The organism is Lysobacter sp. M2-1, from assembly GCF_022662495.1.
Classification (GTDB): Bacteria; Pseudomonadota; Gammaproteobacteria; order Xanthomonadales; family Xanthomonadaceae; genus JAKPBU01.
Window position 1 is genome coordinate 1,196,837 of sequence record NZ_JAKPBU010000001.1, and the last position, 17,610, is coordinate 1,214,446.

14 protein-coding genes are annotated in these 17,610 nt (G+C 69.3%); 4 read left to right on the forward strand and 10 right to left on the reverse strand.

Features of this window, described 5'->3' with window-relative positions:
* Positions 1-19 precede the first annotated feature (19 nt).
* The 6 genes from MC375_RS05225 to glyQ form a co-directional block, all read right to left on the reverse strand.
* Positions 20-1,039, reverse strand: coding sequence for a winged helix DNA-binding domain-containing protein (locus MC375_RS05225; RefSeq protein WP_242102240.1), 1,020 nt, complete (start codon positions 1,037-1,039; stop codon positions 20-22).
* 74 nt (positions 1,040-1,113) lie between these two features.
* On the reverse strand, positions 1,114-1,821 hold the full coding sequence (locus MC375_RS05230; protein ID WP_242102241.1) for an SIMPL domain-containing protein: 708 nt from the start codon (positions 1,819-1,821) through the stop codon (positions 1,114-1,116).
* A 30-nt stretch (positions 1,822-1,851) separates the two neighbouring features.
* Complete coding sequence (locus MC375_RS05235) at positions 1,852-6,099, reverse strand: translocation/assembly module TamB domain-containing protein (protein WP_242102242.1); 4,248 nt, start codon at positions 6,097-6,099, stop codon at positions 1,852-1,854.
* Positions 6,099-7,958: an autotransporter assembly complex family protein gene (locus MC375_RS05240; RefSeq protein WP_345779268.1), complete on the reverse strand. Its 1,860-nt coding sequence runs from the start codon at positions 7,956-7,958 to the stop codon at positions 6,099-6,101. The genes MC375_RS05235 and MC375_RS05240 overlap by 1 nt, the downstream gene beginning before the upstream one ends.
* 342 nt (positions 7,959-8,300) lie before the next feature.
* Positions 8,301-10,406: a glycine--tRNA ligase subunit beta gene (gene glyS, locus MC375_RS05245; RefSeq protein WP_242102244.1), complete on the reverse strand. Its 2,106-nt coding sequence runs from the start codon at positions 10,404-10,406 to the stop codon at positions 8,301-8,303.
* Positions 10,403-11,329: a glycine--tRNA ligase subunit alpha gene (gene glyQ, locus MC375_RS05250; protein WP_242102245.1), complete on the reverse strand. Its 927-nt coding sequence runs from the start codon at positions 11,327-11,329 to the stop codon at positions 10,403-10,405. The genes glyS and glyQ overlap by 4 nt, the downstream gene beginning before the upstream one ends.
* Before the next feature lie 76 nt (positions 11,330-11,405).
* Here glyQ and MC375_RS05255 point away from each other — a divergent pair, with 76 nt between their 5' ends.
* Positions 11,406-12,134, forward strand: a complete 729-nt coding sequence (locus MC375_RS05255) for a glutamine amidotransferase (protein ID WP_343223549.1) — start codon at positions 11,406-11,408, stop codon at positions 12,132-12,134.
* 32 nt (positions 12,135-12,166) lie between these two features.
* Complete coding sequence (locus MC375_RS05260) at positions 12,167-13,033, forward strand: BPSS1780 family membrane protein (protein ID WP_242102246.1); 867 nt, start codon at positions 12,167-12,169, stop codon at positions 13,031-13,033.
* 66 nt (positions 13,034-13,099) lie between these two features.
* Here the strand turns inward: MC375_RS05260 and tatC are convergent, their stop codons facing one another.
* The 4 genes from tatC to MC375_RS05280 all read right to left on the reverse strand — a co-directional run bounded on the left by tatC (position 13,100) and on the right by MC375_RS05280 (position 15,473).
* Positions 13,100-13,879, reverse strand: a complete 780-nt coding sequence (gene tatC / locus MC375_RS05265) for a twin-arginine translocase subunit TatC (protein ID WP_242102247.1) — start codon at positions 13,877-13,879, stop codon at positions 13,100-13,102.
* The gene (tatB, locus tag MC375_RS05270) at positions 13,866-14,294 is read right to left on the reverse strand and encodes a Sec-independent protein translocase protein TatB (protein ID WP_242102248.1); all 429 of its coding nucleotides are present in this window, start codon (positions 14,292-14,294) and stop codon (positions 13,866-13,868) included. Before tatB ends, tatC begins: the two co-directional genes overlap by 14 nt.
* Positions 14,295-14,318: 24 nt before the next feature.
* Positions 14,319-14,552, reverse strand: coding sequence for a Sec-independent protein translocase subunit TatA (gene tatA, locus MC375_RS05275; protein ID WP_242102249.1), 234 nt, complete (start codon positions 14,550-14,552; stop codon positions 14,319-14,321).
* Positions 14,553-14,636: 84 nt separating this feature from the next.
* Entirely contained in the window at positions 14,637-15,473 is an 837-nt protein-coding gene (locus MC375_RS05280) for a lipid-binding SYLF domain-containing protein (protein WP_242102957.1), read from the reverse strand.
* A 255-nt stretch (positions 15,474-15,728) separates the two neighbouring features.
* Here MC375_RS05280 and hemH point away from each other — a divergent pair, with 255 nt between their 5' ends.
* Positions 15,729-16,733, forward strand: coding sequence for a ferrochelatase (gene hemH / locus MC375_RS05285; RefSeq protein WP_242102250.1), 1,005 nt, complete (start codon positions 15,729-15,731; stop codon positions 16,731-16,733).
* Positions 16,730-17,596, forward strand: coding sequence for an alpha/beta hydrolase (locus MC375_RS05290; RefSeq protein ID WP_242102251.1), 867 nt, complete (start codon positions 16,730-16,732; stop codon positions 17,594-17,596). Before hemH ends, MC375_RS05290 begins: the two co-directional genes overlap by 4 nt.
* The last annotated feature ends 14 nt before the right edge of the window (positions 17,597-17,610 follow it).

Genomic DNA, 17,610 nt, shown 5'->3' on the forward strand with positions numbered 1-17,610 from the left:
GTCGCGCCCAGAGGCGCTCCTACAGCAGCTTCTTGCCGATGAACGCGGCGTAGCGCTTCATCGCGCGCTTCAGCGGCGCCTGCTCGCCACGTCGCAGCGCGCGAAACGGCGCGACATCGATCGATACGCCGTCCCTGCCCAGGACACGTTTCCAGGTGCCGACCACCTTGCCGTCGACCAGCACGGAGGCATTGACCAGGCCGTTGATGCCGATCACCTGTCGGCTCAGCGCAGGTTCCACGGCCGCGCGGCGGTCGCGGTAGCCGACCAGGTATTCGTCGAACGGCGCGAGCAGATGCACGCCGCCCGCAGGCATCGGTTCGGCCGTGTCGCCGTGCAGGTAGCGCTTCCCGGCGACCTCCAGCACCTGCAGCTCGGGTTCTGCCAGTGCGGCCGCCAGTTGCGCGTCCCTGACCGTCAACCCGGACCACCAGGCCAGGTCCTGCGCGGTCGCCGGCCCGTGCGAATGGAAGTAGCGCAAGGCAAGCGTATGCAGCGCCTCGTCACGGGTCTTTGGCGTCGTGGGTGCGACCCAGGCGTCGAGCAGGACGAAGGTCGGCTGCCGGCCGACGCGCGGCCCGCCGCAGATCACGCCGTGGTGCGCCAGCCAGCCGGTGACATGGATGCCGCGCATGCGTTCGGTGCCGATGCCGCCGGCGTCGAGCGCGGCGTACAGATCGGTGCGCGCGATTGGCTGGCCTACACCCAGCACCTTTTCCACGATCCTGCGGCTGCGCTTGAGCGTGGACTCGTCAAGACCGAAGTCGCGTTCGATCCGCGCGCGATTGGCGGCAACCACCCGGGGTGCGAGCAGCTGCAGCATCCAGCGCACGTCGGCCGGCGCCACGAAATGCAATGTGCCGCGCATCGGCCAGGTGCGCACGATGCTGCCGTCCGCGATCGCCTGTTCGATCGTCGACTCGCTCGCCGCGCGCATGCGCGAGCCCACTGCCCATAGCGAGCCGTACCAGTCCTGCGCCTGCACTGCGCCGAGCCAGGAAACCACGGCTTCTGGCGTATCGAAGACGGGTTCGGCCAAGCCCAACCGCTGCAAGCGATGTGCCGTGAGATCCGGGCTGGGTTCCGGCGAAGACATCGATGCCACGGCAGATCTCAGCGAAGCAGCTCGAACACCGCGCTGACACTCGCCGCATATTCGACCGTGGGTTGCAGATACCTGCCGCCGGCTGCGCGGGAACCAGTCACCACGATGCTATCCAGCGTCGTGGCGCCGTAACCGCTGGCGAGATGCGAGCCCACGCTGTCGATGCTGTAGACCGACCCGATGCCTGCGCCGAAGGCCTTGGCCATGTCCGCGGCCTTGGCTCTGGCCTCCGCCACCGCTTCGAGCTTTGCCTGTTCGCGCAGATCCTCCGCCCGACGCGATTCGAACACGATCGTGCCGATCTCGCGGGCACCGGACCGAAGTCCGTCGTCGAGAAGCTCGTTCAACCGGTCGATCTCCTTCAGCACGACGGTGACGCTCCGTGTCGCCTCGTAGCCATTGGACACGCGCTTTCCCGAATCCGTGTACTCGACGTCTTCGGCTGCGTTGAGATCGGATGCGGAGATGTCGGCGTCTGCGATGCCATAGCCCTGCAACACTGCCAGCAGCGTATTGACTGAGGAGTCGACGGATTGCTTCGCCGGCAGTGGGCTTTGCGCACGGTGCTCGAAATCGAAACGGATGCGCGCCGAATCGGGTTTCACCGAAACCTTCGCTTCGCCCGACACGACGATATGCGGCCCGTCGGGTAACGGCGTGCCTGCCTGCACGTTCCAGCTCGCTGCCAATCCAAGCAGCCACCACCAGCCCTTCATGCGCATCCCCTTGCCGAAACCGGGCCCAGCTTACTTCTCCTTGCGCCAGTTGACCGAGCCGCGGTTCTCCACGCTGGAGGACTCGATCTGGATGTCGAAGCCCTTGCGCAGCAGGTACTTGAGCATGACCACCTGGCCGGTGCCCAGCAGCGAGACGCCGTAGCCGACGTAGACGCGCGGCGAGAGGTATTTGCCGACGCCAAACACGCTGCCGGCGGTGCGCGACTGCAGCACGCCGGCGTCGTCCAGGCCGATGCTGGCGCCGAGCTGCGAGGCGAGCACGCTGCCGCCGGCGGTGAGCGCGGCGGAGGCGGCGCTGACGTCGCGCGATTCCTCGCCGGACAGCCCGGACAGCGGGCGGCCCAGGGTGAGGTAAGCCAGCGCATCGGACTGGCTGCCGGCCTGGTTGCTGTAGACGTTGGCTTCCGGGGCCGAGGCGCGCCCAGTGACCGCGATCCCGGCGGTGACCTCGCCGACCTCGCGCTCCGCTCGCACGTCCAGGATCGGATCGGAGATCGCGGTATTGCTCCACAGCAGCCGGCCGCGGGTGATGTCGAGCTTCTGCCCGTAGGCGGTGTAGCGGCCGTCGACCTCGAGCGCGCCGCTGCCGGTCATCTCGCGCCCGGGCACCGCGCGCACCCGCAACCGCCCGCCGAGCTGGCCGTCGAGGCCGAAGCCCTTGAGCCGCACGTCCTCGCCCATCGCCAGGGTCAGGTCCAGCGCCAGCGGCGTGGCTGGCGTCGCTTCGGGATCGGCCGGATCGAGCACCACGACATCGTCGGACGCCGACACCCCTTCATCCAGATGCTCGAGCTCGAGCATCGCCTCGGGCACGGTCACGGTGCCGGTGACCGTCAGCGGTTGCCCGGCCTGATAGCGCACAACGAGATCCGGATCGATCACCGCGCGCACGTCGCGGGTGTCGGAGGCGAGCACGTTCTCACCGCGAAGATTGAGCACCAGCGGTGCGTCGCCGCTGCGCCAGTTGAGGCCGCCATCGATGCTGAGCACGCCTTCGCCCGAGCGCACCGCGCCCACGATCCGCGCGCTGCCGTCGGGTTGCGCGACCAGGCGCACGTCGCCATTGGTCAGGACGATGTTGAGCGCGGGCAGCTCGGTGCGGAAGCCGGTCAGCCGCGCCTGCCCGCCCAGCGACGGCGTGCCGCGGGTGCCGCCCAGGGTGATGCGCCCGGCAAGGCGGCCGGTGGGATCGACGATGTCCGGCGAGAACAGTTCCATCCAGGTCAGCTCGCTGGTATCGACCGCGATCTGGCCCGACAGGGGCGCCAGGTCGTCCCAGCCGGTGGCCACGCGCGCATCGACGCGGCCGCCGTCGGACAGGCCGGTGCCGAGCGTGCCGGTGATCCGCTGCGGATCGAACTCGGCGTCCAGGGTCAGATCGCGATAGCCGATCAGGTCGTTGCGCGCGCGTTCGCTCATGCGGATCCCGCCCTGCGCCGAACGCAGCTGCGCGCGCCCGGTCCAGGCATTGCCGTCGGGCCGCAACGATGCCGTCAATGCAACGTCGCCATTGAGCAGCCACGGCCTGCGATCCTCGCGTTCGGGCAGGTAGGGCGTCAGCAGGGCGAGCGGCAAGCCGTCTCCGTTGAGATTCAGGCCGCGACCGGGCCACTGTGCATCGGCGCACAGCGAGCCGCCGGCGCTGGAGGCGAAGCAGCTGCGCGAGAGCGACCAGCTGTTTGCGTTCTGCGCATAGCGCGCGGGCGCGGTGAGTCGCCAGTTGGCGCCGCGCGTCGGATCCAGCTGCAGGCTCTGCAGGGTCCCGCTCCAGCTGGCGCCGCGCTTGAGCGCGCTGCCGGCCAGCGCGATCCGTCCCAGTTCGCTCTGTGCGTCGCCATCGAGCTGCAGGTTTTCGATCGCACCGCGCGCATCCAGGCGCAGGCTGTCGAAGGCCAGGCCGGCGTTGAGTCCCTGCGCCCGCACTTCCAGATGGCCGTCGCCGCCGCGCCAGGGCAGGCGGCCCCGGGCGGTCAGCGCATCGGCCCGGTAGTCGCCGTAGTGCAGCGCCTCGCCGGTGAGGTCGGCGTCGATATCGGGCGCGGCGCGTGCGCCGGTCAGACGCAGCGTGCCGCGCAGACTGCCGCCGATCCCGGGCCCGATGCTGGAAGGCATGACATCGTCCAGCTGCAGCGGGCTGAGCGTCGCGTCCACGTCCAGCGTGTCGGCCACCCGACCCTTGGCATCGACCCGGCTCGCACCCATGCCGATGGCGATGTCGCCGCTGCCGGACAGCGCGCCCTGCGCGGGCAGCACCAGGTCCACGTTGCCGCGCCCGCTGAGCCGGCGCCCGCGCAGGGTGCCGCCGAGACGTTCGGCATCCACCGCGATGTCGAGCGCGCCGTCCGCGCGGCGCTTGCCGGTGGTCGACAGATCGCCGTCGACCGCGCCGCTCCAGTCGTCGAGGAACAGCCCGGGGTCGAAGCCGCGCAGCGTGGCGTCCGCCTGCCACTGCGTGTCGGCGCCGGCCACATAGCTGCCCTTGCCCTGCAGCCGGCCGTCGCCCACGCCCAGCAGCACGTTGCCGTTGTAGCGTTCACCTTCGACAACGACATCGGCATTGCCGATGAGCGCGCGGCCGCGCAGGGTGCCACCCAGGCCGGTGAGCCCGGCGGTGGCGTCGAAGCCGCCCCCGTCGCGCGCCTTGCCTTGCGTCGCCAGCGTGCCGTTGATCGCACCATTCCAGCCGGCGGCGAAATAGCCCGGATCGAAGCCGGCCAACTGCGCATCGAGCTTCCAGTTCGTGGCCGGCGACCAGCCGAGCACGCCGGTGGCATCCAATCGGCCGGTCGGCATCTGCGCACTGAGCGTGCGCAATGTCAGGCGTTCGCCATCGCCGCGACCGTCGAGTTGCACGGTGGCGCGTTCGCCGTCGCGGACGATGCGCGCATTGCCGATCGCCGCCCATGACGCGCGCGTGCCGGCGATGCCGAAATCGGCATCGGCCACGATTTCTGGCGCGGGCTCGGGCAGTGGATCTGTCGGCGTCGGCGTTGGCGTGCCTCCGAACCGCAGTCCGCGCGCATTGACCGCGTAACGCAGACGGGCCGCATTCCCGCGGTCGCCGAAGTCGCCGCTGCCGCGCACCATGACGCGACCGGCGAACACGTCCACGATCAGCGGCTCGAACGCCAGCACCTGGTCCCGCAGCTTCAGCCGCGAAGGCTGCACCACCGCGCGCAGCGTGCCCTGCTCGAAACGACCTTGCAGCCGCGCGCTGCCGCCGATGCCGTCGGCGCGCAGCTCGAACAGGATCGGTGCCGGTGACGGGTCGTCGCCGGCCAGCATGGCCGGGTCCAGGCCCTGCGTGTTCGCACGCAACGACCAGGTGGGTGTGTCCGCGCCGCGCAGGCTCAACGTGGCACGCAGCGGCTTGGGCACCGCGCCGGCGATGCCGACATCCATCCTGGCCAGGTCGCCGCGCGCCACCAGCCCGATGCGCGGCGGCGTGGCGCGCAGTGGCGATAACCCCGGCTTGCGCGGGAAAACCGCGGTGACGGTGAGGTCGGTGCGGTAGTTGTCCTTCGGCGCGTAGTCGCCGTGTGCACTGAAGCGACCCAGGTCGCTGTCCACGGCCAGGTGTTCGACGTGCACGCGGCCGGTGCTGGCATCCAGCCCGCCGCGCACGCTGCGCAGGTCGATCAGGTGTTCGCGCTGGCGGGTCAGCCTGAGCCGGTCGATGCGGATGGTGTCGGCCTGCAGCGCCAGCGGCGGCGCGATCTGCGGCAGCGCGTCGGGCCACTTGGGCAACTCGAACGGCTCGTCGGCATCGGGCAGATCGAGCGTGGCGTCGCTCAAGTCCAGCGCATCGAGCCGCAGGCGCTTGCCGAACAGCGGCCGAATCGCGGGATCCAGCACCACGCGTTTGGCGACGAAGGTAGTCACGCGCGGATGTTGGCAGTCCGGGTAGGCGACCGGCTCTTCGTTCACCGCCGGACAGCCGCGGGCCACGAGACGCACGTCGTGCAGCACCATCGGACCGCGTGCCGGACCTTCGGCGCGCGACCACGACAGCTCCGTGCCCTCGGGCAGGCGCGCCTTGACCTGGGCCAGCAGGAAATCGCGCCCGCCCAGCGTGCTCAACAGCCACCAACCCAGCACCGCGGCGAGCACGATCACCGCCACCGAACCCAGCGCGCTGCGGATCGCCAGCATCCGCATGCGTGCCTTGCGCCGCGCGCGCAGTTCGGCGATGCGGGCTTCCCGCTCCTCGGGCGTCAGGTCGTCGGGAAGTCGGCGGCGGCGCCAGCGCAAGGCCATCAGAGATCCGTTCCGATGTTGAGGTGCAAGGTGAAAGGCGAATCCGGATCGTCGAGACCACGCGCGATGTCGATGCGGATCGGTCCCACCGGCGATTTCCAGCGCAGGCCGATGCCCACGCCGGTGTGCATGTCGGGGCTGCCGCCATCGAAGGCGTCGCCGGTGTCGACGAAAGCCGCGGCGCCCCAGGGTCCGGCGAAATAGCGTTCGTACTCGACGCTCGCGGTGATCACATTCCTGGCGCCCAGCGCGAAGGCCACGTCGCCTTCGTCGTCGAACACGCGCGGCCCGACCTCGCGCCAGTTGTAGCCACGGATGCTGCGGTCGCCGCCGGCGTAGAAACGCAGGCTCGGCGGCAGGTCGTTGAGCGCGTCGGTGAAGGTATGGCCCAGTTCGCCGCGCACGATCAGCCGATCGCTCGGCCCCAGGCCCTTGAACCAGCTGGCGCGCACGTGCGCCTGGGCAAACATCGCATCGCCACCGGAGTCGTCGCCCTTGCCGCTGCCGGCACGGACCATCACGGTGCCGCCGATGCCGCGCCGCGGGGCGAAGCGATCGTCGATATCGGCGTACTCGGCGCGCAGTGCAGGGAAGAAGTAGTTCGCGTAGCGGTAGACGACGGGCGTATCCGGATCGCCGTCGCTCTCGTACTCGTAGGCCCAGCGCTCTCGCAGGGCATGGATCGAAGCGATCAGGTTGAGCTTGCGGTTGTACTGGCCGCTGCGGCTGCCGACCAGCTCGACCCGGCGCGTATCGATGTAGTCGGTCTGCTCGTCGGCGAACTGCGCGCTGGCGGTGTACCAGCCGTCGAGCCAGGCGAAGGCCGGTATCCGGTACTGCAGGGTCGCGGTCTTGCGGTTCTGCGCCCAGTCCACCTGCGCCAGCGCCTTGTGCCCGCGCGAATTCACGTAGCGCCGCTCCACGCCAAAGCTCACGCCAGGTCCACTGTCGGTGCCGTAGCTCACGCCGGCGGTGTAGATGCTGCGCTTGGCCGGCGTCAGGGTGACGGTGACCGGGACCCGGCGGCTGGTGCTGCCGTCTTCCTCGGCCACGGTCACCGCCTCATCCGGCCGCGGCTCGATGTCGATCGCGCTGAAGTAATCGAGCTTCAGCAGCGAATCGCGCAGCCGGTCCAGGCGTCCCTGGTGGTAGTACTCGCCTTCGTTCCAGTACACGAGCTTGTCGAGCAGCTGCGGGCGGACGATCTGCCTGGGCGTCTGCGCGAAACTGACCGGGCCCATGTCGTAGCGATCGCCGCTGCTCCAGCGCAGGTCGATGTCCGCCGCGTTCTGCGCGCGTGTGACCTCGACCCGGTGGGCGATGAAGTCGGCATCGAAATAGCCGCGCTCGGCCAGGCGCCGGGTGATGCGCGCCTTGCTGGCTTCGTACTGCACGTGGTCGAGCACCGCGCCGGGCTGCGGCAGGAACGCGTCGATTTCCTCGTTGAGGTAACGGTCGTCGCTGGCGTCGCCTTCGATCGCCACGGTTTCGTTGCGCACCTTCACCGGCTCGCCGGGCCGGACCGTGATGGTGATGCTGACCGGGCGGTTGGGGTCCGGTTCGCGGGACGCAGGCGCCGCGCCAGTTGCCTGCGCGCGTGGGGCTACGCCGGCCGTATCGCTTTCCGGCGCGCTGCGGTCGCTGCGCTGGATGGTGATGCTGGGCGAGTAATAGCCGAACGGCTCCAGCGCCTCGCGCGTCTCGTCCTCGGCCACGCGCACCAGATAGGCCATGCGTCGCCCCGACACCACCTTGCCGATCGAATCCTGCAGCGACAGGCTGACCCGCACGTTCTCGGTCATGGCCTCGTCCAGGCCCTGGATCTGGATCCGCTCGATCTTCACCGCCATCGCCGGCATCGCGGCAATCGACAGCGCCGCGAAGGCAAGGAGACGGGGGAGGGCGCGCATCGGCCGAGGATACCCGGGCGACGTCAAGATCGGATTAACCGCGAATGCGGATCGCAGCCTGTGGTTCCGGGACATCCGCTCCTCCATGAGCATGGGCTGTTGCTTGGAACAAAACCTTGCGATCTTGGCGACTCGCTCTTGTGCGCCTCTCTGGCGTTGCAGGCGCGAAACAAATCCGTTCGCCCTGAGCGTAGGCGCGTAGCGCCGAAGTCGAAGGGCGTCGGCCGCTCATCTCTGGTGGCGATGCCTGCCTCGCGCTGCGACGCGGAGTCGAAGGACGCTCCACGCGCCTTACGTGGACAGGTGCTCGATCGCGGCCACGCTGCCGAGGCGGTCGGCCAGGCGCTTGAGCAGGGCGAGACGGTTGTGGCGGAGTTTCTCGTCGTCGACGTTGACCATCACCTGATCGAAGAATGCATCCACCTGCGGCCGCAGCCGCGCGAGGTGGGCCAGGGCATCGACGTAATCGCCGTGCGCCAGCGCGTGTCCGGTTTCGGCATACACCGCTTCCACCGATTCGGCCAGCGCACGCTCGGCCGGCTCGGTCAACAGGTCGTGGTCGACGGTCTCGGCCACGACCACATCGGATTTCTTCAGGATGTTGCCGATCCGCTTGTTGGCCGCCGCCAGCGCTTCGGCCTCGGGCAGCTGCGCGAACGTACCGATGGCGTCGATGCGGCGGTCGAAGTCGTAGAGCGAGGCGTTTGCAATCGACCGGATTCTTGTTGCCACTGCTTCGAAATGCTGCACTGGAACATCCGTGTCGGCGTAGTACCCCCGCAGTCGATCGAGGATGAAATCGAACAGATCCTGTCCCATTGTCTCGGTGTTTCGATCGGCATGGGGTTGCATTGCGTCGGGAAGACCGACAATCGCTTGATGGATCAGACCGCGTGCGTCGAGATCGAAGCCACTCTCAATGATCGTCCGCGCCAACCCCAGCGCATTGCGCCGCAGCGCAAACGGATCCTTGTTGCCGGTCGGCTTCAACCCCGCCGCGAATCCACCCGCCAGCGTGTCCAGGCGTTCGGCGATCGCCAGCACCTTGCCCAGCGGCGAGAGCGCGATGTCGTCGCCGGCGTAGCGCGGCTGGTAGGCCTCGTCGATCGCGAGCGCGATCTCGGGCGCTTCGCCCGCGGCGGCGGCATAGTGCCGCCCGGCGATGCCCTGCAGTTCCGGGAACTCATTGACCATGCGCGACTGCAGGTCGTTCTTGGACAGTTCCGCCGCGCGGCGCGCCAGCCGCGGATCGACACCGGCCTGCGGTGCGATGGCTTGCGCCAGCGCGGCTACGCGCGCCACTTTGTCGGCCACGGTGCCGAGCTTGGCCTGGTAGGTAACCGTGGCCAGGCCCGCGCCCATCGCGGCGAGCCCCTGCTTCAGGTCCTCGTCGAAGAAGAATTTCGCATCCGCGAAGCGCGGGCGGATCACGCGTTCGTAGCCCTGGCGCACCGCGGCCACGTCCTTCGACTCGATGTTGGCGATGCCGATGAAATGCGCGGTCAGGCGGCCGCTGTCGCTGAGCACCGGGAAAAATTTCTGGTTGGTCTCCATGGTGGCGATCAGCGCTTCCTGCGGTACGGCCAGGAAGTCGCTTTCGAACGAGCAGGTCACCGCGCTCGGCCATTCCACCAGACAGTTGACCTGTTCGAGGTTGCCGGCGTCGACGCGGGCGACGCCGCCGACCGTCTGCGCCGCCGCGTGCACCTGGTGCTCGATGCGCGTGCGCCGTTCGTCCGGATCGACCAGCACCTTGGCCGCACGCAGCGCGTCGACGTAATCGCCGGCCGCGGACACCCACACGGTCTTGTCGTGCAGGAAGCGGTGGCCGCGGCTCATGCGGTCGGCGCTGACGCCGAACAGACCGCCTTCGACCACGTCGCGACCCAGCAGCATGACCAGCCAGTGCACCGGGCGCGCGAACGCGTAATCGTGGTCGCCCCAGCGCATCGGCTTGGGGATCGGCATCGAGGCCACCGCTTCGCGCAGCAGCTCCGGCAGCAGGCTGGCGGTGCTGGCTCCGGCCTGCACCGAGCGGTGCACGAAGCGCTCGCCCTTGGCGTCGGTGACGCGGTCGAGCCGGGTCCAGTCGACGCCGGCCTTGGCGGCGAAGCCCTGCAGGGCCTTGGTTGGCTGCCCGTCGGCATCGAGCGCGATGTTGAGGTAGGGACCCGGGACTTCGGAGGCCTGCTCCGGCTGCTCGGTCGCGACGCCCGGCAGCATCACCGCCAGCCGGCGCGGGCTGTACAGCGGTTTGGCATTGCCGCGTTCGAAGCCGATGCCGCGCTTGCCCAGTCCCTCGAGCACGCCATCGAACAGCGCCTGCGCCAGGCCGGGCAGGGCCTTGACCGGGAGCTCTTCGGTGCCCAGTTCGATCAGCAGCGGCTGCATGCTCATGCGGCCTCCTGCGGGGCGCGCTTCAGGCCGGGGAAGCCGAGCTTCTCGCGCTGCGCGTGGTAGGCCTCCGCCACTGCCTGCGCGAGTTTGCGTACGCGCAGGATGTAGCGCTGGCGTTCGGTCACGCTGATCGCGCGGCGCGCATCGAGCAGGTTGAAGCTGTGGCTGGCCTTGCACACCTGGTCGTAGGCCGGCAGCGGCAGGCCCAGTCCGACCAGCTTCAGCGCCTCGGCTTCGCAGGCGTCGAAGCGGTGGAACAGTTCGGCCACGTCCGCGTGTTCGAAGTTGTACGCGCTCTGCTCCACCTCGTTCTGGTGGTAGACGTCGCGATAGGTCACCGGCGTACCGTCCGGGCCGTGGGTCCAGACCAGGTCGAAGACGTTGTCCACGTTCTGCAGGTACATGCACAGGCGTTCGAGGCCATAGGTGATCTCGCCCAGCACCGGCCGGCACTCGAGGCCGCCGGCCTGTTGGAAGTAGGTGAACTGGGTGACTTCCATCCCGTTCAACCACACCTCCCAGCCCAGCCCCCAGGCGCCGAGCGTGGGCGATTCCCAGTTGTCCTCGACCAGGCGCAGGTCGTGCACCTGCGGATCGATGCCCAGCGCCTTCAACGAGTCGAAGTACAGCTCGACGATGTTGTCGGGATTGGGCTTCATCGCCACCTGGTACTGGTAATAGCGCTGCAGGCGGTTGGGGTTCTCGCCGTAGCGGCCGTCGGTGGGGCGGCGGCAGGGCTGCACGTAGGCCGCGTTCCACGGCTCTGGGCCGAGCGCGCGCAGGAAGGTGGCGGGGTGGAAGGTGCCGGCGCCGACTTCCAGGTCCAGCGGCTGGATCAGCACGCAGCCCTGCGCCGCCCAGTACGCGTTGAGCTTGAGGATGAGGTCCTGGAAAGTGATGCCCTGGAACGTGGATCCGGCCATGCGTCGCAAGCGCCTGCGCAAAGGCCCGCTAGTATACGGAGGCGGCTGCTTTCGGCCGGATTTCAAGGGCTCACGCGTGCGGTCACCGCTTTTGATCGTCGAAACCGGACAGCCGGTCGCCTCGATGCGCCGCCATGGCCGCTTCCCCCACTGGATCCGAGTAGCCGCAGGGATACCGCGCGACGAAGCCGTTGTGGTCGACGTGGCCGGCGGCGGCGGCGAAGGCCTGCCGTCGGTGGCGGGTTTCGCCGGGGTCATCGTCACCGGCTCGGCCGCGATGGTGACCGAACGTCACGACTGGAGCGAGCGCAGCGCGCAGTGGCTGCGCGACGCCGTGCATGCGGGCATGCCGGTGTTCGGCATCTGCTACGGACACCAGCTGCTGGCGCATGCGCTGGGCGGGGAGGTGGGCGACAACCCGGCCGGACGCGAGATGGGCACGGTGGAGATCGCGCTGGACGCGTCGGCCACGGACGACCCGCTGTTTGCTGGCCTGCCCGCCCGCCTGCGCGCGCAGACCACGCACCTGCAGACCGTACTGCGGCCGCCGCCCCAGGCCACCGTCCTGGCCACCTCGGAACAGGACCCCTGTCATGCGTTCCGTTGGGGCGGGCATGCCTGGGGCGTGCAGTTCCATCCCGAATTCAGCACCACGCACATGCGCGGCTATGTGCACGCGCGGCGCGAGGCGCTGGCCGGCGAGGGCCGATGCGCGCGCGAGCTATCGCGTAAGATCGGCGCAACGCCGCATGCGCGGCGTGTGCTGCGGCGCTTCGTGCGGCATGCGCACGCGCTGGCCGGCTGATTCGACTTCAACCGGACCTCGGAAGGAACGAGATGGTACAGATGCGCAAGGTGCGGCCTTCGGCCGGTGCGGAATGGCTGATGGGCGGATTCGGGCTGCTGCGGCGTTCGCCATTCGGGCTGGGGCTGCTGGGCGCGCTGTTCGGCCTGATCGCGGTCGCCTTGGGATTCGCGGCCATGTCCAGCCCGGCGCTGCTGCTGATCGAGCAGCTGATCATGATGCTGCTGGGGCCGCTGCTGGTCGCCGGCATGATCTGGGCCGCGCGCGAGGTCGACCAGGGCCGCAGCGCCAACCCCGGACACCTGCTGCGCGGCGTGCAGGACGGCAAGACCGGGCGCCTGTGGGCGACCCTGCTGCCGCAGATCGCAGCGGGCCTGCTGGCGGTGCTGCTGCTGTTCGTAGTGGTCGGGCCAACCCATCTGCAGTCGCTGGTGAGCGCGGTCGAGCAGGCCCAGGGCCAGACGAAGCCGGATCCGTCGCTGTTCGCGGGCATCCCGATGGGCCGGCTGTTCCTGTGGCTGCTGGTCGTGATCGCCGTGGGCATCGTCGCCGGCTTTTTCACCTTCACCGCGATCCCGGACATGATGTTCAGCGACATCGGCGCGATCGAGGCGATGAAGCGCAGCTTCCGCGCCTGCATGGCCAACCTCGGCGCGATCGTCCTGTTCTTCGTGCTGCTGGTGATCGCGGCGATCGCGATCACGATCGCGGTGCAGATCGTCGGCTTCATCGTGCGCCTGATCGCGGGCGAAACCGCGATGCTGTTCGTGGTGCAGATCCTGATGATGGCCGTGCTCATGCCGGTGGTGACCGGGGCGATGTATTTCGCATGGAAGCAGCTGATCGCCGGCTCGGATGTTTCGGCACCCAGCAGCCGCGACAGCATCGTGGAAGCGTAGGTCGGGGCGACGTCCCCGACGCAGGTCCCTCGCGCGTCGGCCGCTCGGGACCGACCCGCGCAGCGATCAGTCCGCCGCGACCGTCTTCGGCGCCAGCAGGCGCGAGGCCAGGATCCCGGCCTCGTACAGCAGGCACATCGGCACCGCCAGCAGCAGCATGGAAATCGCATCGGGCGGGGTGATCAGCGCGGCGATGACGAAGATGCCCACCACCGCGTAGCCGCGCCATTCGCGCAGCTGCGCCGGCGTGACCCAGCCCAGCTGGACCAGGATCACCAGCGCCACCGGCAGTTCGAAGCAGGCGCCGAAGGCCAGGAACAACACCAGCACGAAGTCCAGGTACTTGCCCGGGTCCGGGGCGATGGTGACCACCTCGGGGGTGAACATCGTCAAGGCGTGGAACACCGAGGGCAGCACCACGAAATAGGCGAACAGGCAGCCGGCGTAGAACAGCAGCACGGCCGATACCAACAGCGGCATGGCCAGGCGCTTTTCGCGCCGGTACAGGCCCGGCGCCACGAAGCCCCAGGCCTGGTACAGCAGCCACGGCGCACACACGAACACCGCGGCGCAGAACGCCAGCTTGATCGGTGCGAAGAAGCCGGAGGTGGGCTCGCTGGCGATCATCTTCGCCACCTGGCCCGCGGGCAGATTGCTCACCAGCGGCAGCGCGATCCGGTCGTAGAGCGTGCGCACGAACGGCATCAGCGCGACGAGCACCACCACGATCGCAATGACCGAGCGCATCAGGCGCACGCGCAGTTCGAGCAGGTGTTCGAGCAGGCTGCTCTCGGCCAGGTCCTCGGCCACGGACTCCCCGGCCCGGTCGCGATCAGCGGGCGTCATCGCGATCATCCTGGGCTTGTCGGGGGACGCGTTCGGTGGGATCCGCTGGCGCGTCGGCATCGGCAGGCATCGGCGCCGGAATGGGTGCTTCTGGGTGGAAGGCTTCTGTCTGGGGCGTGCCCGTGGCCGTCACCTGGTCGCGCACCGCATCGAATTCCCGCTCCACGTCGCTGCCGGTGCGGCGCACCGAATCCCCGAAGCCGCGCATCGCTTCCTCGGTGTCGTGCAGGCTCTTGCGCAGCTCCTCGGCGGCCAGGTCGCGCTCGAGCTCGGACTTGACCGAATACCACTGCGCACGCGCGCGCCGCACCCACAGTCCGGCGAAGCGCGCGGCCTTGGGCAGGCGCTCGGGGCCGAGCACCACCAGGGCCACGACCGCGATGATCAGCAGTTCGCTGAAGCCGATGTCAAACATGGGAACGGACCGCCTGCGGCGGTATCAACGCGAGATGGTGTCGTCCTGGCGTGGTTTGCCGGACACGGTGCCTTCGCCTTCGTGCTGCTGCGACTGGTCGCTGAGTTCGCCCGACGGCTTGTCGTCCGACATGCCCTGCTTGAACCCCTTCACCGCCTCGCCCACGTCCTTGCCGACGTTCTTCAGGCGCTTGGTGCCGAACACCAGCACCACGATCACCAGCACGATCAGCCAGTGCCAGATGCTCAAACCGCCCATGAGGATTACCTGGAAGTGGGAAAGACGACAGGATAGCGCACGACTTGTTGCGGTGCGGTGTCGATGTCCGGCGCCGTCACGGGCTCAGGGCGTGGCGGGCAGCGTTTCCACCTGCGCGGGGTTGTCGACTGTCTCGAACGGCTGCGGGCTGGTTTCAGCGGCGCCCTCGACCGTGCCTTGGGCCTGCGCCGGACTGGCGGCCGCTGGCGGTACGGAGGCCGCCGAACCCGGTGCGCGCCCCTGCGCGATCACGCCCTCGGTGCCGCGGCGCGCGCGCGCGGTGGCGGTGGCCTCTTCGAGCAGATCGCGGAAATCGACCACGGCGCTCGAGGGCTGACCTTGGGTGCGCCCCTCGAACACCATGCGCGGCGTGGTATCGCGTCCGTAGACCGCTTCGTTGGCGGCGTCGTCGATCGAGAGCACGGCGCCATCCAGCGCCACGCCGGCGAACAGGCCGCGTGCGCGCGACCACGACCAGATCTCGGCCTTGAACTCACCGTCGGTGGCGGTGGCGGCGTTGCGGCCCATCGGCCCGGCCGCGACACCGGCATCGGCGCCGAGGGTGAACTTGCCGTTGACGATGGATTCCAGCCCGCGGTCGCTGCGGAAGGCCAGGACGACGTCGGAGGACTGCACGCCCGCCTGCAGGCCGATGCTGCCGCCGGTGAGCTTGACGAACACCGGATTGGACCAGGTGCCCTCGGGCGTCTTCACCGACATCAGGCCGTGGCCGCGGCGGCCGCCGAATACCAACCCCGCCTTGATCGTGTCGGGCACCACCACGATCGCCTTGGCTTCGTCGAGCAGCTTGTCGGGAATCGCCGATTCCGGGATCGCCTGGATGTCGGTCATGACCCGGATGGCGTTCTGGGCACGCGCATCCTCGTCACGACCGGCCCAGGCCAGCGCACTGGCGCCCATCAGGCAGGCGCAGACCACGGCGCGGAACAGGGGGCGACGGGCGCGGGGCAGGCCGGGCATGGTGACTCTCCGAAGTTCAATGCGTTACGGGGGGAAGCTCAAGCGCAATCTAGTCCCGCGCGGGTGAATCGGCAATAAGCCGACCGTTTCCAGTGGGAGCGCCTTCAGCGGCGAATGCGGTTTCGGATGGTTCGGAAGGAACGGCCAAGGCATTCGCGGCCAAGGCCGCTCCCACAGGCCTGCCAGACTATGGGCATGCCAGCCGATGTCGCCCGCAGTCCCGCCGCCGAACTACGCACGGCGCTCATCCTCGTCAACCTGGGCACGCCCGATGCGCCCACGCCCGCTGCGGTGCGCCGCTACCTCGCCGAATTCCTGTCCGACCGCCGCGTGGTCCAGATTCCACCGCTGCTGTGGCAGCCGTTGCTGCGTGGGCTGATCCTGCCGCTGCGCTGCAAACCGGTGGCGGCCAAGTACGCGGAGATCTGGATGGATGACGGCTCGCCGCTGGGCGTGCTGACCCGGCGGCTGGCCGAGGCGGTGCAGCCGTTGCTGCCCGGGGTGCGGGTGGTGCATGCCATGCGCTACGGCGCGCCGTCACTGGCCACGACGCTGGAGGCGCTGCGCGCCCAAGGCATCGCGCGAATGCTGGTGCTGCCGCTGTATCCGCAGTACTCGACCACCACCACGGCCTCGGTCGGCGACGTGGTGGCGCGCGGCCCGTCGGACGGCGCAGTCCGGATGCTGGACGACTACCACCTCGATCCGGGCTGGGTCGCCGCCGTCGCCGGCTCGATCCGTGCGCACTGGGCGGCACACGGACGCGGCGATCGCCTGATGTTGTCCTTCCATGGCATTCCACAGCGGGTCGTCGATGGCGGCGACCCGTATGCGCGCCAGTGCGAGGCCAGCACCGCGGCGATCGCGCAGGCCCTGGACATGGCCCGCGAGGAGGTGTTGCTGACCTACCAATCGCGCTTCGGCCGCGAGCGCTGGCTGCAGCCCTACACCATGCAGACCCTGCAGGCACTCGGCGCGCAGGGCGTTGGCACGGTGGATGTCGCCTGCCCGGGCTTCGCTGTCGACTGCCTGGAAACGCTGGAGGAGATCGCGATGCAGAACGCGGCCGCGTTCACCGCCGCCGGCGGCCAGGCACTGCGCTACATCCCGTGCCTCAATGACGCCCCGTCCCATGCCAACGCCCTGGCGGATCTGGCGCGACGCGAGTTCGCAACTTGGCCAGCGCAGGAGCACCGATGAGCCAGGGACGCGAAACCGCAATCGACATCGCACTGGGCCGGATCGCCGCGCTGCGCTGGGGCGAGCCGGGCATGCCGCGCGTGCTGGCGCTGCACGGCTGGCTCGACAACGCGGCCAGCTTCGTGCCGCTGGCCCCGCACCTGCCCGGCATCGATCTGGTCGCGATCGACCTGCCCGGGCACGGGCACAGCGCGCACCTGCCGCCGGGCGCGGACTATTCGTTCGCCCTGGCCATGCACAACGTGCTCGACGTGGCCGACGCGCTCGGCTGGGAGCGTTTCGCCCTGCTCGGGCATTCGATGGGTGCCGGCATCGCCAGCCTGCTGGCGGCCGCGTGCCCGCAGCGGATCGCGCGCCTGCTCGCGATCGAGGCGCTCGGCGCGCTGCCCGAATCGGTGGAGAACACGGTGCCGCGCCTGCGCGATGCGGTGGCCGCGACCCGGGCGCTTGGCGGCAAACGGCTGCGCACTTTCGCCGATCTGGAACCGGCGATCCGCGCCCGGGTCAACGGCAACGTGATCCAGGTCGGCGAGGACGCTGCACGCCTGCTGGTGGAACGCGGCGTGCGCAAGGTAGAGACCGGCGGCTGGGAATGGAGCAGCGATCCGCGCCTGACCCTACCCACCATGGTGCGCATGACCGAGGAACAGGTTCGCGCGCTGATCGCGGGCATCGAATGCCCAACACGCGTGATCTACGCCGATCCGCCGCAGCCCTACCTGCCAGAGCCGCGCCGCAGCGAACACGCGGCCCTGTTGCCGCGCGGCGAGATGATCGTGCTGTCGGGCAGCCACCATCTGCACATGGAGCATCCGGCCGAGGTTGCCGCGGCAATCGGGGACTTCTTCCACGCCGCGCCTTGACCGGCTTGCGCCAC